General features: G+C 64.4%; 16 protein-coding genes. 4 read left to right on the top strand and 12 right to left on the bottom strand.

The window, feature by feature from the left end:
* Positions 1–3 precede the first annotated feature (3 nt).
* The 11 genes from lpxA to pyrH all read right to left on the bottom strand — a co-directional run bounded on the left by lpxA (position 4) and on the right by pyrH (position 10,150).
* On the bottom strand, positions 4–792 hold the full coding sequence (gene lpxA / locus FIU91_RS08185; RefSeq protein ID WP_152462119.1) for an acyl-ACP--UDP-N-acetylglucosamine O-acyltransferase: 789 nt from the start codon (positions 790–792) through the stop codon (positions 4–6).
* A complete protein-coding gene (fabZ, locus tag FIU91_RS08180) occupies positions 789–1,250 on the bottom strand; it encodes a 3-hydroxyacyl-ACP dehydratase FabZ (RefSeq protein WP_152462118.1) in 462 nt (153 codons plus the stop codon). The genes lpxA and fabZ overlap by 4 nt, the downstream gene beginning before the upstream one ends.
* Positions 1,251–1,314: 64 nt before the next feature.
* Positions 1,315–1,983, bottom strand: a complete 669-nt coding sequence (locus tag FIU91_RS08175) for an OmpH family outer membrane protein (protein WP_152462117.1) — start codon at positions 1,981–1,983, stop codon at positions 1,315–1,317.
* Complete coding sequence (bamA, locus tag FIU91_RS08170; RefSeq protein ID WP_152462116.1) at positions 1,983–4,337, bottom strand: outer membrane protein assembly factor BamA; 2,355 nt, start codon at positions 4,335–4,337, stop codon at positions 1,983–1,985. The genes FIU91_RS08175 and bamA overlap by 1 nt, the downstream gene beginning before the upstream one ends.
* 85 nt (positions 4,338–4,422) lie before the next feature.
* Positions 4,423–4,551, bottom strand: coding sequence for a hypothetical protein (locus FIU91_RS19725; RefSeq protein ID WP_256371897.1), 129 nt, complete (start codon positions 4,549–4,551; stop codon positions 4,423–4,425).
* Positions 4,552–4,655: 104 nt separating this feature from the next.
* Positions 4,656–5,999 (bottom strand): RIP metalloprotease RseP, encoded by a 1,344-nt coding sequence (gene rseP, locus FIU91_RS08165; protein WP_152462115.1) that lies wholly within the window; start codon positions 5,997–5,999, stop codon positions 4,656–4,658.
* A gap of 15 nt (positions 6,000–6,014) precedes the next feature.
* Complete coding sequence (gene dxr, locus FIU91_RS08160) at positions 6,015–7,184, bottom strand: 1-deoxy-D-xylulose-5-phosphate reductoisomerase (RefSeq protein WP_152462114.1); 1,170 nt, start codon at positions 7,182–7,184, stop codon at positions 6,015–6,017.
* Between the two features lie 4 nt (positions 7,185–7,188).
* The gene (locus FIU91_RS08155) at positions 7,189–7,989 is read right to left on the bottom strand and encodes a phosphatidate cytidylyltransferase (protein WP_152462113.1); all 801 of its coding nucleotides are present in this window, start codon (positions 7,987–7,989) and stop codon (positions 7,189–7,191) included.
* Positions 7,986–8,711, bottom strand: coding sequence for a polyprenyl diphosphate synthase (gene uppS / locus FIU91_RS08150; RefSeq protein ID WP_093012691.1), 726 nt, complete (start codon positions 8,709–8,711; stop codon positions 7,986–7,988). Before uppS ends, FIU91_RS08155 begins: the two co-directional genes overlap by 4 nt.
* A 50-nt stretch (positions 8,712–8,761) precedes the next feature.
* Positions 8,762–9,325 (bottom strand): ribosome recycling factor, encoded by a 564-nt coding sequence (frr, locus tag FIU91_RS08145; protein WP_093012688.1) that lies wholly within the window; start codon positions 9,323–9,325, stop codon positions 8,762–8,764.
* Between the two features lie 93 nt (positions 9,326–9,418).
* Positions 9,419–10,150, bottom strand: coding sequence for a UMP kinase (gene pyrH / locus FIU91_RS08140; RefSeq protein ID WP_093012686.1), 732 nt, complete (start codon positions 10,148–10,150; stop codon positions 9,419–9,421).
* Between the two features lie 67 nt (positions 10,151–10,217).
* Between pyrH and miaA the strand changes: the two genes are divergently transcribed.
* The 3 genes from miaA to FIU91_RS08125 are packed head-to-tail and all read left to right on the top strand — an operon-like array spanning position 10,218 to position 13,667.
* On the top strand, positions 10,218–11,138 hold the full coding sequence (miaA, locus tag FIU91_RS08135) for a tRNA (adenosine(37)-N6)-dimethylallyltransferase MiaA (RefSeq protein WP_254702105.1): 921 nt from the start codon (positions 10,218–10,220) through the stop codon (positions 11,136–11,138).
* Position 11,139: 1 nt separating this feature from the next.
* Positions 11,140–11,997: an AraC family transcriptional regulator gene (locus tag FIU91_RS08130; protein ID WP_093012684.1), complete on the top strand. Its 858-nt coding sequence runs from the start codon at positions 11,140–11,142 to the stop codon at positions 11,995–11,997.
* The gene (locus FIU91_RS08125; RefSeq protein WP_152462112.1) at positions 11,994–13,667 is read left to right on the top strand and encodes an ABC transporter substrate-binding protein; all 1,674 of its coding nucleotides are present in this window, start codon (positions 11,994–11,996) and stop codon (positions 13,665–13,667) included. Before FIU91_RS08130 ends, FIU91_RS08125 begins: the two co-directional genes overlap by 4 nt.
* Before the next feature lie 3 nt (positions 13,668–13,670).
* On the opposite strand, the gene FIU91_RS08120 is transcribed toward FIU91_RS08125, so the two are convergent.
* On the bottom strand, positions 13,671–14,261 hold the full coding sequence (locus FIU91_RS08120; RefSeq protein ID WP_152462111.1) for a lytic transglycosylase domain-containing protein: 591 nt from the start codon (positions 14,259–14,261) through the stop codon (positions 13,671–13,673).
* Positions 14,262–14,438: 177 nt separating this feature from the next.
* Here FIU91_RS08120 and ssb point away from each other — a divergent pair, with 177 nt between their 5' ends.
* The gene (ssb, locus tag FIU91_RS08115; RefSeq protein WP_093012675.1) at positions 14,439–14,984 is read left to right on the top strand and encodes a single-stranded DNA-binding protein; all 546 of its coding nucleotides are present in this window, start codon (positions 14,439–14,441) and stop codon (positions 14,982–14,984) included.
* Positions 14,985–15,051: the final 67 nt, after the last annotated feature.

Here is a 15,051-nt window from a genome sequence, read left to right as displayed (position 1 = left end):
GCGTCAGCCCGGCGTCAGGAAGTGACGGTCAGTGTCGGCGAGGACGAAATCGACGATCTCGCGGACATAGGGGCTTTCCGTGTCTTCTCCGAGACGGCGCGCACGGTCCTGGAACGCGCCTTCGCCTTGCGCAAGCATCTGGAACGCGGCCCTCAGCGCCGTGATGTCCGAGCGCGCGACGCCCCGCCGCTTCAGCCCGACGAGGTTCAGCCCGTCGAGCACGCCGCGCGGGGCCTGCACCAGCCCGTAGGGAATGACGTCGTTCGTCACCATCGTCACCGCGCCGATGATCGCACCGCGTCCGATCCGAACGAATTGATGCACGCCCGAGAGGCCGCCGACGATGACATCGTCCTCGATCACGCAATGGCCTGCGAGCGCGGAATTGTTCACAAGGATCACGTTGTTCCCGATCCGCACATCATGCGCGACGTGGCATCCAGCCATGAACAGACCGTCATTGCCGACACTCGTGACGCCGCCACCGCCATCGGTGCCGGCATTCATCGTCACGTGTTCGCGGATGCGATTTCGATCACCGATGACGAGACGGGTCTTCTCGCCCTTGAATTTCTTGTCCTGCGGGATCTCCCCGATCACCGCAAAGGAATAGATCGCGTTCTCCGCGCCGATTTCGGTCTCTCCCGTGACCACGACATGCGATTTAAACACGTTGCCGGGCCCGATCCGGACATCCGGGCCGATATGGCAGAACGGTCCGATCTCGCAGCCGGGACCGATCTCGGCCCCGTCCTCGATCACGGCACTGGGATGAATGCGGCTTTCGGTCAAGAGGTGAGGTCCATCATCGCGGTGAACTCCGCCTCGGCGGCCATCTCGCCTTCAACGGTCGCTTGGCCCTTGAACTTCCAGACCTTGCCACCCGGTTTGCCGCGCACCGTCTCGAGACGCATGCGGAGCTGATCGCCCGGCACGACCTTGCGGCGGAATTTGCAGCCGTCGATGCCCATGAAGTAAATGAGCATGTTCTTGTCGGCGAGATCGAGCGCAGTACCGACCATCACCCCAGCAGTTTGAGCCATCGCCTCGACGATGGTCACACCCGGCATGATCGGAGTGCCGGGGAAATGGCCCTGGAAATGGGGCTCGTTCATCGTGACGTTCTTGATGCCCACGGCGGAGGAATAGCCGTCGATCTCTTCGACCCGGTCCACCAGAAGGAAGGGATACCGGTGCGGCAGAATGCGCTGGATCAGTTGGATATCGGCGCGTTTGAGATCGTCGGACATGCCCGCTCCCCGGAATTTGTGCTTTCCCGTTCGGTAGCAACCTCGGCCCGAACTGGCAAGCGCGTCACTCCGTGGCGTTCGGCGCGCCCTCGCCCATATCGAAAAGTGATCCGTCGTCCGCCTGCGGCTGCGGCGCCTGCTCTGTCGGCGTGCCTTCCGGTGCGCTCGAACCCAGGTCGGAGCCATCGCCGATCGTAGCGTCGACGCGCGCGATCGCGACGTCGGTAATGTCGATGGAATTCGCGCTCAGCAGGACGTTTCCGCGTTCGAGGATCAGCGCCGCACCAGCATCGCGCAGGATTTCACCGAGCACGGGCTGGGCCGCGCTGAAGAATTGCCGCCGGGCGGTCTCGTCACGATTGGCGAGCGCGCGGGCCTTCGCGTCCTGTTGCTGGCGCAGGTCCTGCACGCGGGTGTCGAAATCGTCGGCCATCTCGCGGAACGCTTCCGGCTCAACGGTTCCGCGTAGCTCGGTCAGCCGGCGTTCCTCTGCGGTAAGCTCGGCCTCAAGGCGACGATTTTCCGCGGCGAGGGCCTGCCCGTCCTCCTCGATCTGCGACAGAAGCCGCTGACCGAACGCGCTTTCGCCAAAGAACCGCTCGGACTCAATGGTCAGGATCGGCGAGCGGACGACCGCGCGCTCGCCGGAGCCCTGGTCTTGCGCCAGAACGGGCAAGGCCAATACCAGCGCGAAGATCGCGCTGCCGAGCCAGATCGCCCAGAGACGTATCATCAGAAGTCGGTCGAGATCGTCAGCTCGAAGTTCTGTTCACGATCCTCTTTTTCCTTCTGAAGGGCCTCGGAGAAGTTGAACCGCAGCGGGCCGAGCGGCGTGTCCCAGAACAGCGACACACCCGCGACCTGCCGGATCGAGGCATCGTCATAGAGCACCGATCCCGTCGCGTTGTCCTTGTTCTCGACGCCCCAGAGCGTGCCGACATCGTAGAACACGCCGCCCGAGACGCCGTATTCGTCCGGCAGGCCCAACGGGAATTCGGCCTCGAAGCGGGCGACCGCGAAGTAATCGCCGCCGAGCGCGTCATCAACGCCGGGGCCAACTTCGCGCGGGCCGATCCCGCCGGGCTCGAAGCCGCGCATGAGGCTCGAGCCAAGGAAGAAGCGGTCGGTGACGCGGCTTGAATCGCCGTCGAGATAATTGAGCGCGCCAGCTTCGAGGGTCGCGCGGAGCGTCACTTCCTCGCTGAAGGCCAAGCGCTGCGCCACGGCGCGCGCGCGGGTCTCGACGAAGGACACATCGCCGCCGACGCCCCCGAATTCCTGTCCGAACTCCAGAAGCACGCCCGCGTTCGGGTCGAGCCCGGTCCGGCGCGTGTCGTAGCTGAAGCGATAGCCGAGCGAGCTTTTGATAATCTGACCCTGCGCCGCCTCGGCACGTACAATCCCGCCGACATCCGATGCATCGGGCACGGTCAAGTCTGTGCTCTCAAGTGTATAGCTAAGTCTCAGACGACCATTTTCTGAGATTGGAAATGCTAGAGAGGGCGAAAATCGTGCTACTTCCGTGTTGTAGTCAGAGTTATCCTGTTCCGTCCGCGCATAGGACAGCCCCAAACCGAAGGCGAGATCCCGGCCCAGGAGTGCCGGCTCGACAAAGTCGAAAGAATATCGTTCTGTGTCCGCAGTTGTAGTTGCCGAAAGGCTAAGCTGTTGACCGCGGCCTAGGAAGTTCTGCTCCGCGAAGGACAAGTTCAGACCGAAACCGGTCGAGCTTGAGAAGGAGCCGCCGATACTGATGGAACCGGTGGGCTGCTCTTCGACATCGACATCGACGATCACCTGCTGCGGCGAGGAGCCTTCGCGGGCTTCCACCTGGGCGTCGGCGAAATAGCCGAGCGCCCGGATGCGTTCAGCGGCGTTGCGGATCTCGCGCGGGTTGAAGGGATCGCCTTCGACGGTTTCGAACTGGCGTCGCACGACACGGTCGAGCGTGGTGGTGTTGCCTTCGATGTCGATCCGCTCGACGAAGATGCGCGGCCCGCGCGTCAGCACGAACTCGACGTCGAGCGTCAGGTCGCGATCGTTGCGGGTCACGCGCGGTTCGACGCGGACGAAATCGAGCCCTTCTTCGACCGCCCGACGCTCGAGGCGTTCGATGTCGCGGTCGACGAGCTGCGGTGCGTAGATGTTGCCCGTGCGGACAGTGGTCGCGCTTTGGAAGGCGGGAATGTCCACTTCCGGCAGATCGGAGGTCACGCTGACCTGTCCGAAGCGGAATTGCTGGCCTTCCTCGACGTTGAAGGTCACGAAATAGCCGTCACGTTCCCGCGCGAGTTCCGCGTTCACGCCGGTGATACGGAAGTCGACATAGCCGCGCGAGGCGTAGAAATCCTCGAGAAGCTGCTGGTCGAACTGGATGCGATCCTCGATGAACGTGTCGCTCTGAATGATCGCGCGCAGGAGGCCGGCCTGCTTGGTCTCGACAACCCGGCGCAGGCGACGATCGGAATATTGCTGGTTGCCGACAAAGCCGATGCGCTCGACCTCGGCGACACCGCCCTCGAACACCTCGAAGACAAGGTCGATGCGGTTATCGGACCGGCGAATGACGCGCGGCTGAACGCGTGCGGCGATCCGGCCCTGCTGAAGATAGGCTTCGGCGATCTCGTTCGCGTCGGCCTCGGCGGTAGAGGGCGAATAGACCCGGCGCGATTGCGATTGCAGAAGCGGCGCGAGGTCCTCGTCGTCGATGCGCCGGTTGCCCTCGATCGCAATGCGGTTGATCGTCGGATACTCGACGACCCGGATCAGGAGCGTGTTGCCCTGCGGGACGATCTCGACGCTCTCGAAAAGACCCGAATTCTGGATGTTCTGGAAGGCATCGTTCAGTTGCCCGGCCGAGACAGGTTCACCACGCGCGATCCCGGCATAGCTCAGAATCGTGGACGGCTCGATCCGCTGGGTGCCTTCGATCTGCACGTTGTTGAAGACAAAGGTCTGCGCCACCACCGATTGTGGAACAGACACCAGAGCCGTCGTCGCCGTGAGTGCAAAAATCGCCAAACTTGCGCGTTTGGTCATTGCGTTCAGCGCCGCCAGACGCGGCCGCGCGTTGGTCGTGCTCGACATCCCGCCTATCCTTCAGACATCCCTCGCAGAAGTCAGTATCGGGATTGGCGAACCTTGTCAAAAGCCAGAAGGGGGAAAATAGCGCTCAGAAAGAGCCCACGAACGTGCCGAGGCACAGGGCCACAACGATGGTCAGACCGTAGAGGATGCGGTCCCAGTTCAGGTTCACGATCAACCCGAGGCTGCGGTAGCCGTCATGAATGGCCTGTTGCATGTCCTTATCCGTAAAGCTGCCGTTTCACGGATGATAGCTGCCACCCGATTGCGGCAGTTTTGCGGCAAGGGCGCGGCGCCAGAATGGCCGCAGCCCCTGTCGGGTCAGGGACAGAACAGATCGTTGGTTATGCCGAAAACCATGAGGGACAGCACGAGCGTCAGGCCGATCGACATCAGCACTTTGAGCGCGCGGTCGGAAGGCGGACGCCCCGAGACAGCCTCATAGGCGTAAAAGCATAGATGTCCCCCGTCGAGAACGGGAACCGGAAACAGATTCAGAAGCCCAACCGCGGTCGACAGGACGGCGATGAACCAGATGAAATTGGTCGTCCCCTGGCTTGCCATCGAGCCGCTCGTCTCGGCGATGCCGATGGGGCCCGAGAGATTGCAGGTGGAGATTGCGCCGGTGATCATGTGCCAGAGACCGGAGATCGACCCTTCAATGATCATGCCGGTCTGCGCCACACCCGAGGAGACGGCATCCCAGGGTCCGGGGGTTTCCGTGGCTGGCTCGAAAAAGAGACCGCCCACGATACCGATCCGGTAGACCGTGCGGAACGAATTGTCAGGTTGCGGCTCGTCGGTCCGCCGCGGCGTCAGCGTCGTTTCGATCACCTCGCCATCGCGCCAGATCTCAAGATCGAGCGGCGCGCCTTCGGACCCTTCCACCTTTTCGCGCAGCTGGTCGAAGGCGAAGACATCCGCGCCATCGATGGTGAGGATCACGTCGCCCTTCCGGAAGCCCGCATCGTCCGCGGCAGAGCGCGGCACCACCGAAGTCGCGATAGGCGGATAGACGTAAGGGCCTTCAACGACGATCTCGTCCTCGCCGCGGCGCACTGTGTAGTCGAGCACGGGCTCGGTCGGTAGGCCGTCGAGGAAGCTTTCGAAATCTGCCGCCGCCTCGAAACTCGGCGGGCTGACACCGGCGATTTCGACGATCTCGTCGCCGGGCTCCAGCTCCTGCACCGAGGGCAGCGGGCGCAGATCGCCCACTGTGATCGGCTCGGACACCACGCCGCGCGCCATGAAGACGCCCGTGAAGACGAGAATGGACAGGATGAAGTTGAAGATCGGCCCGGCGGCAACCGTCGCGGCCCGCGCCCAAAGCGGCGCGCCGTTCATCGTGCGGCGGCGCTCATTCTCCGGCAGCGCGCTCATCGCCGCTTCGTCCTTGCCGCCCGAGGGGTTCGCATCGCCGCGGAATTTGACGTATCCGCCGAGCGGGAAGAGCGCGATCTGCCAGCGCGTGCCGCGCTTGTCGTCTCGCGAATAGATCACCGGGCCGAAGCCGAGGCTGAAGACGTCGGCGTCGATACCCGACCAGCGTCCGACGATGTAATGGCCGTATTCGTGGATGGCGACGATCACCGACAGGGCGACAATAAAGGCCAGAAGCGTCCAGAGGAGACCTCCGAACTGCGGAATGAGCGTCACCAGATCCAAAACCCCTGCCCTTCTTCAGCCTATTTCTTCGTCCGCAAGCCTTCGTGCGAGATGGTCTGCTTCGAGCACCTTATCAAGCGTGATCACGTCGATATTGAGACCGCCCTTGGCCGAAACCCTGTCGAGAACGCGCTCCACAATGCGCGGCATGTCGAGGAATCCGATCCGGCCATCGATAAACGCATCGAGCGCGCGCTCCTTGGCGGCATTGAAGACCGCGCCCGAAAGACCGCCCGTTTCCATCACCTCGCGCGCGATGCGGAGAGCGGGCCATCGCGTTTCGTCGGCGGGCCGGAAAGTAAGCGTCGCGAGCTTGGCAAGGTCGATCCGCTCCACCGGCACGGGACGGCGCGCGGGATAGTTCAGCGCGAAACCGATGGCATGGCGCATATCCGGCGGACCGACATGCGCCATGAGGCCGCCATCGCAGAAGCCGACAAGCGCGTGGATCATGGATTCGGGGTGGACCACGGCCTCGATCTGGCTCGGTGCGAAGCCGAAGAATTCCTTCGTCTCGATCAGTTCCAGCGCCTTGTTGAACATCGACGCGCTGTCGATGGTGATACGCTGGCCCATGTCCCAATTGGGGTGCGTCGCGGCCTCTGCGGGCGTCGCCTCGGCCAGCTTCTCCAGCGGCCAGTCGCGGAACGCACCGCCCGATGCGGTGATGATGACACGCTCGACGCAAGCGATGTCTTCGCCGAGGAGCGCCTGGAACACGGCTGAATGCTCGCTGTCGACGGGAATGACACGGCCGCCATGCGCCTCTGCCGTCGCCATGACCAGGGGGCCCGCGCAGACCATGCTCTCCTTGTTGGCAAGCGCGAGTGATGCGCCCGTCTCAAGCGCCGCGAGCCCCGGTGCGAGACCCGCCGCCCCGACGATGGCGGACATGACCAGATCCGCCGGCCGGCGCGCGGCCTCGACAAGGGCAGCCTCGCCCGCCGCCGCCTCGATGCCGGAGCCATCAAGCGCCGCGCGCAGGTCGGGCAAGGCATCCTCGAAAGCGGTGACGGCAAGGCTCGCGCCGAAGCGCCGCGCATCCGCCGCCAGCTGCGCCGCGTTACGGCCGCCGGTCAGAGCGACAACCTCGAATCGATCCGGCTCGCGCGCGACAAGGTCGAGCGTGTTCTGTCCGATGGAGCCTGTCGCCCCGAAGATGGAGATGCGCCGTCTGTCGGTCATCCGGTCACATGCTCGGCGGCAAGCCCGGCGGGAAGCCGACGATCTGCCCCGCGATCAAGATGAAGAGCGCCGCGCCCAGCATACCGTCGAACCGGTCGAACAGACCGCCATGGCCGGGAATGAGGTTCGAGCTGTCCTTGACCCCTGCCCGGCGCTTGATCGCGCTCTCGGCGATATCGCCGAGCTGGCTCGCCATCGAGATCGCGATCGACAATGGCACCAGCCCGTAATTGGCGTTCGACAATGCCGCGAAGGCCGCGCCGAGCGCGCCTGCGGCGATCCACCCCGCCACAGTGCCCGACCAGGTCTTCTTGGGGCTGACACGCGGCCAGAATTTCGGCCCGCCGATCAGGCGGCCCGCAAAGTAGCCCGCCACATCAGTTGCCACGACGACCAGCACGAGCCAGAGCATCCAGAAAAGCCCGTAATCGTCGCGGTGGGCCATCATGCCATAGCCCGCGAGCATGATAAGGGCAGTGAAGCTGGCAAAGGTCACGCCGCCCCGGCTCATCTGCCCGATACCGAGCATCGAGGGCGCCAGTAGCAGCGGCATCGCAACCGCGGGCGAGACCTCGCCTGCCGTCAAGACCGCGATCCCCGAGGCCACACCCAGAACAAGCGGGGTCTTCGCGCGGTCGTGGTCCAGCATCGAGACCAATTCCCAGATCATCAGACCGACAATGAGCGCGATCGCGATATGGAAGGTGAAGCCACCGATCCAGACGACGGTCATGCCCACCGCCACCAGCACGATGCCCGAAATCATCCGTTCGGAGAGGTCGTTCCAGCGTGACCTGGCACTCATGCAGGCACGGCTCCGTAGCGGCGTTCCCGCCTTCCGAAGGTTTCGGTCAGCCGGGCGAATTCGGCTGCGGTGAAATCGGGCCAGAGCGTGTCGACGAATTCGTATTCGGAATAGGCGGATTGCCACAGTAGGAAGTTCGAGATCCGCGCCTCGCCGCTCGTGCGAATGACGAGATCGGGATCGGGCAGAAGACAGGTGTCGAGATAGCGCGGCAGCGTCTCCTCGCCGACATCGGCCGGATCGAGCCGGCCCGCGGCGACGTCCTCGGCAAGGCGCTTGGTTGCGCGGGCGACCTCGTCACGGCCGCCGTAATTGAGCGCGATCGTCAGGTTCGTGCCTTCGCAATGGGCCGTCATCGCCTCGAGCTGGTCCATCAGCTTCTGCAACTTGTGGTCGAGACGCACCCGATCGCCGATGAAGCGCACGCGCACGTCGTTGTCGCGCAGCGCCCGCGCCTCGCGCGTGATGTAGATCCGGAACAGGGACATGAGACCCGCAACCTCGTCCTGGGTGCGCTTCCAGTTCTCTGTCGAGAAGGCGAAGATCGTCAGGTATTCGACACCGCAATCGGGGCAGGCCTCGACGATCTCTCGCACGCGCCGCGCGCCCGCCTGGTGCCCGAAAAGGCGCGGCCGCCCCCGGCTTTGCGCCCACCGGCCATTGCCGTCCATGATGACGGCGACATGGCGCGGCGCGCCTGCGGGCTTGTCCTGTTTCGACATCGAAACGGCCTCCTGACCGGTCTTCGTGCTGCGCGGGCGGGTGCGGGGTCTCAGACCTGCATGATTTCCTGCTGCTTGGTCTCGAGCGCCTCGTCCACGCGCTTGATGTAATCGTCGGTCAGATCCTGAACCTCGGTCTCCCAGAACTTCTGATCGTCCTCGGACATGCCGTCGTTCTTGGCTTTCTTGATCTGGTCCATGCCGTCGCGGCGGACGTTCCGCACGGAGACGCGCGCATTCTCGGCGTATTGACCTGCGACCTTGGTCAGCTCGCGGCGGCGCTCCTCGTTGAGTTCGGGGATCGGCAGCATGATGATCGTGCCGTTCATCTGCGGATTGATCCCCAGACCCGACTCGCGGATCGCCTTGTCCACCTTGTTGACGAGGCTCTTGTCCCAAACGTTGATGGTGACCATGCGCGGCTCGGGCACGTTCACCGTGCCGACCTGGTTGATCGGCGTCATCTGCCCGTAAGCCTCGACCTGCACGGGCTCCAGCATCGAGGCCGAGGCCCGGCCCGTCCGCAGCGAGGCGAATTCGGTTCTGAGGTTGGACATGGCGCCATCCATGCGCCGCTTCAGATCGTCGGTATCCAGTTCGAAATCGTCAGCCATGATCCTGTCTCGGTCGTCGTGATATTTTTTATGCGTCGCTGGGCGTTCTAAGGGACGCGGCAGGTCTTGTATAGACGCCCCATCCGTCAGCCCCTAGCCGTGTACCTTCGTATAGGTGCCTTTACCTGCAAGAATACCCCGGAAGCCGCCCGGCTCGTCGAGCGAGAAGACGATGATCGGCAGGTTGTTGTCCCGCGCGAGCGCGATCGCGGAGGCATCCATGACCTTGAGGTGCTTGGCCAGGCAATCGTCGTAGCTGACCTCGTCGTACCGCACCGCGTCGGGATGCTGCATCGGATCCTTGTCGTACACGCCATCGACCTTCGTTCCCTTGAAGATCGCCTCGCAGGCCATCTCGTTGGCGCGGAGCGTCGCGGCCGTATCGGTGGTGAAATACGGATTGCCCGTGCCGGCAGCGAAGATGCAGACGCGCTTTTTCTCAAGGTGGCGCACGGCGCGGCGCCGGATGTAAGGCTCGGCCACCTCGTCCATCCGGATGGCCGAGATCACCCGCGTGTAGACCCCGAGCCCTTCGAGCGCCGATTGCATCGCGAGCGCGTTCATGACGGTGGCGAGCATACCCATGTAATCGGCGGTCGTCCGTTCCATTCCCTGCGCCGATCCGGCCAGACCGCGGAAGATATTGCCGCCGCCGATGACCATGCAGATCTCGACACCCATTTCCTGGACCGACTGCACTTCGCGGGCGATCCGCTCCACCGTCGGGGGATGCAGGCCGTAACCCTGGTCGCCCATCAGCGCCTCGCCCGAAATCTTCAACAAAACCCGTTTGAAGGTGGTGGTATGCTCGTCGCCTTGGGCCATGTTGCGCTCCGTGACTGTGGCGGTCTAGGATTGCGGCCATAGATGTCGGAAATCGTGCCCGATGACAATGGCGCGGGACGAGGATGAGACCCAGCCGCCGATGATCGACCTGTCCAGCATTCACCCCGACCGTCCCGTGCTGATCGCGGGGCCGACCGCGTCGGGCAAATCGGGGCTCGCGCTCGCCATCGCCGAAGCGCAGGGCGGGGTCATCCTGAATGCCGACGCGATCCAGGTCTTCTCTGATTGGCGCGTTCTGACGGCGCGGCCCTCTCCTGTGGAAGAGGCCCGTGCGCCTCACGCGCTATACGGCCACGTGCCGGGCGATCACCCCTATTCTGTCGGCGAATGGCTGCGCGAGATCGCGCCCTGGCTCGATGGCCCCAAGCGCCCCATCATCGTCGGCGGTACGGGGCTCTATTTCAACGCGTTGACCAGAGGTCTTGCACAGATCCCGCCTGTGCCGGACGCGCTTCGCCAAGAGGCGATGGCGCGTCTAGCTGAAGGCGGGCCGGATGCGCTCCTGCCCGAGATCGACGGGGCAACCCGTGGCCGGATCGACACCGCGAACCCCATGCGCGTGCAGCGCGCCTGGGAGGTCTATCGCGCGACCGGAAAGGGACTTGCCGCTTGGCAAGCCGAGACGCCGCCGCCACTGCTGGCGCCCGGCGCGGCCGAAACCATCGTCATCGGCCCCGACAAGGACTGGTTGAATGCGCGGATCGAGACGCGATTTCGGCAGATGATCACCGAAGGTGCGCTGCAAGAGGCGAAAGAGAACGCAGCCGGGTTCACGATGGCGCGTCCCTCCGCGAAAGCGATTGGCGCGCGCGAGCTCATATCGCATGTTGAAGGAGTTATGAGTCTCGATGACGCGATCAGCAGCGCCGTGATCCAGACACGGCAATTCGCAAAGCGCCAGCGGACCTGGTTCCGCTCCAACATGGGCGCATGGCGTTGGATCGATCCTGCGCGTGCGGAGGTCTGAGATGGCATCCGGCCCGAGCTTCCTGCGAAAACCAGGCAAGATCCACGACACCGCCGCCGTGCCGCGCCGCATCCGCTGCGAGAATATCGGCAAGTTCACGCGCGGCGCGCCGTGGCGGATTTCGGACCTGCATGACCGCGACACCGATCTTCTGATCTGGATCACCAAGGGCCAAGGCCGGGTAAATATCGGCGGCGTGCTGCGCGGCTATGGCAGCCACAACGCGATTTTCCTGCCCGCTGGAACACTCTTTGGCCTGGAGCTTACGCCGCAATCGCTAGCGAGCGTGATCGAGGCACCTGCCGGCATGATGGAGCTGCCCAAACGCCAGCCCGAACACGTGCGCTGCCGCGACAGCCTCGCCCAGGCGGAGTTGACGGCGGAGATTGAGGCGATGAGCCGCGAGATCGGCCGCGACCGGCTCTACCTTACGGATTCGCTCGAGGCGCATCTGAGGCTTGCGACCGTCTGGCTGCGCCGGCAGATCGCCGAGGGTGCCGCGGATCGTCCGAAAGACACCGCGACGCAAAGGCTGGCGCGGCGCTTCTCGGATCTCGTCGTGCGCGAGTTCCGATCGGACCGGGTGATGGCGGATTATGCAGGGGCGCTCGGCGTGACGCCCACGCATCTCACGCGCGTCTGCCGGGCTGCCTCGGGCAAGACCGCCGCCGAGATCATCACCGAGCGCAAGCTTTACGAAGCTCGCGTGATGCTGGGGCAAGCGGAGCCGCCGATCTCGGGCGTGGCGGAGGCGCTCGGCTTTCATTCGGCCGCGTATTTCACCCGCTTCGTCCAGAGCCATACCGGTCAGACGCCATCGTCGCTGCGAAAGCGCGCCCTGACCACGGGACGGGCATGATGCGGCTTCACCCGTCGATCCCGGCGCTCGGGATGGAATATCGCTCAGGTCAGCTTTCGCGGCGCGAGTTCCTGACACGCGCGACGGCGCTCGGCGCATCGGCAGCCGCGCTCGGCGCGCTTGGCTTGCCGCGTCCGCTTGCCGCTCAGGATGCGCCGCGACGGGCATCCGGCGGCACGCTTCGCATCCAGCAGGATGTGCGCGCGCTCAAGGATCCACGCACGATGGACTGGCCCGAGATCGCCAATGTCACGCGCGGATGGCTCGAATACCTTGTCGAGTATCAACGCGACGGATCGGTCCGGGGCATGCTCCTTGAGAATTGGGAGGTCAACGCGGACGCGACCGAATACCTGCTCAAGGTTCGTCCCGGCGTGCGTTGGTCGGACGGCACGGAATTCAGCGCGCAGGACGTGGCGCGCATGTTCGCCTATTGGTGCGAGCCGGAGGTGCCCGGAAACGTCATGGCGGCGAGCCTGTCGTCGCTGAGCGATCCCGAGACGGGCGGCCTTCGCGACGGCGCGGTCGAGATCGTCGATCCGATGCGCGTTCGACTGCGACCGGGCAGCCCCGATGTGACGCTGATCGTGGCGCTCGCCGACTATCCCGCCGCGGTCATCCCGCCCGGCTTCACGCCCGAGACGATGCTGGAAAATCCCGTCGGAACAGGCCCCTACCGGCCAGAGCTCATCTCGACAGGAGAGCGGGCCATCCTCGTGAGGCGCGAGGATTTCGACTGGTGGGGGACCAAGGTCGAAGGGTTCGGGCCGGCAACGCTCGAGCGGATCGAGTTCATCGATCTCGGCACCGATCCGGCCTCTTGGGTTGCAGCGATCGAGGACGACCGGGTCGATATGCTCTACGAGAATGTGGGCCGTTTCATAGACGCTGCGACGGAGCTTGGCTGGGAAAGCTCGCGCACGGACACGGCCTCTACGGTGGTTTTGCGCGGCAATCAGAGTGCGGATGTGAATGGCGAGAAGCTTTATGCCGATCCGCGTATCCGTCGCGGCCTCAGCCTCGCCATCGACAACGCGATCTGCCTCGAGCTCGGCTATGGCGACCGTGGCGAGGTCGCCGCCAATCACCACGTCGCCCCGATCCAGCCCGATTACGCCGATATCGGCCCGCCGCGGTTCGCGCCCGCAGAGGGCCGTGCATTGATCGTGCAGGCGGGCAAGATCAATGTGACGCATGACGTTGTCACGCTCGATGACGGCGTGGCGCGGCGGACCGGCGAAGCGGTTGTCGCGCTGCTTCTCGATGCCGACATTCCCGCGCGCCAGACCGTCCTTCCCGGATCGCGCTTCTGGTCGGCCTGGAAGGACTTTCCGCTCTCGATCACCGAGTGGAACCACCGCCCTCTCGGCGTGCAGACGCTGTCGCTCGCCTATCGTTCGGGCGCGGTCTGGAACGAAAGCGCGTACGCCAATTCGGAGTTCGATGCAGCGCTGACCCGTGCCCGCGCGATCGCGAGCGCCGAGGAGCGGCGCGAGGTCATGGCCGAGCTGGAGCGGATGCTGGTCGAGGATGCGGTGATCGTGCAGCCTTATTGGCGCGCGCTGTTCCGGCATTTCCGACCCGGTATCCTCGGGGCGGAGATGCACCCATCCTTCGAGATCCACCTCTACGCACTCGGATGGGCCGAAGGGGCGCGAGACGAGGAGTGAGCATCAGCTCCCGAGAATGATCGCGACGTAGTTCTTGGTTTCCTTGTAGGGCGGAATGCCGCCGTACTTCTCGACCGCGCCGGGGCCGGCATTGTAGGCCGCGAGCGCCAGCCGCCACGACTTGAACCGGTTGTACTGGACGCGCAGATACCGCGCGCCGCCGTCGAGGTTCTGCTCGGGATCATGCGGGTCCACGCCCAGTCGGCTCGCCGTGCCCGGCATGAGCTGCGCGAGGCCGATCGCGCCCTTGTGCGACAACGCCTTTGGGTTCCAGCCCGATTCCTGCTGCACGAGGCGCAGGAACAGGTCTTCGGGAATGCCGTGACGCTGCGCGGCAAGGCGCGCCGATTGCAGGTAGATGCCCTTGTATTTGCCCGAGTAGCGCGGCGCGTCCTCGGTGTCCCACTTGGTGGGCGTCTTCACCCGCGTCGGCTGAAGGCGCACCGAGCTGCGGTATTGCTCGGAGGCGCGTTTATCGAGCACGCTGGTCTGGTTGGTGAAGAGTTTGCCGCGTCCTTGCGTCGATAGAACGTCGGCATGAGCGAGGCTCGCCGTCACCGCAAAAGCGGCTGCAGCGCAGATGACCTTGCGCATTTGTCCCCCGGTCCCTGTCGTCACTGTCCGGCGGGACTATACGCGGATCTGAGGAATTTGCGAGTCCTGAGCGTCTGATCTCAAGACGGCGTTTACCATTCTCGGTTTTGGTGGTGTAACGTCGCCTGAAGGATCGGGCCGCGTGGCCCGGAATCGGATGAGAAAGAGGGGATCGTCATGGCCGGATCCGTGAACAAGGTGATCATCGTCGGAAATCTCGGGCGCGACCCCGAGACGCGGACGTTCCAGAATGGCGGCAAGGTGTGCAACCTGCGTATCGCCACCTCGGAGAACTGGAAGGATCGCAACACCGGCGAGCGTCGCGAGCGCACCGAGTGGCATTCGGTCGCGATCTTCTCCGAACCGCTCGCGCGGATCGCGGAGCAATATCTCAAGAAGGGCTCCAAGGTTTACATCGAAGGCCAGCTCGAGACGCGTAAATGGCAGGACCAGTCCGGCCAGGACCGGTATTCCACTGAGGTTGTGCTGCGCCCCTATCGCGGTGAGCTGACGCTGCTCGACAGCCGGGGCGGCGGTGGCGACGGCGGCTATGGCGGCGGCGGTGGCGGCTATTCCGACGATTACGGCGGCGGTTACGGTGGCGGCGATCAGGGCGGTGGTTATGGCGGCGGCGACCAGGGCGGCGGCTATGGTGGCGGCTCCGGCGGTGGTGGCGGCTCGCGCGCCCCGTCGCGGGATATCGACGACGAGATCCCGTTCTGATCCATTCCTTCATCGAACAGCTTCAACGCCGCGCCCGACAGGACGCGGCGTTTTTCGTCATCGCGAC

This window comes from Roseivivax sp. THAF30, from assembly GCF_009363575.1.
Lineage (GTDB): Bacteria > Pseudomonadota > Alphaproteobacteria > Rhodobacterales > Rhodobacteraceae > Roseivivax > Roseivivax halotolerans.
The sequence above is the reverse complement of the archived record's forward strand: the minus strand, read 5'-3'. Positions and strand labels throughout refer to the sequence as shown.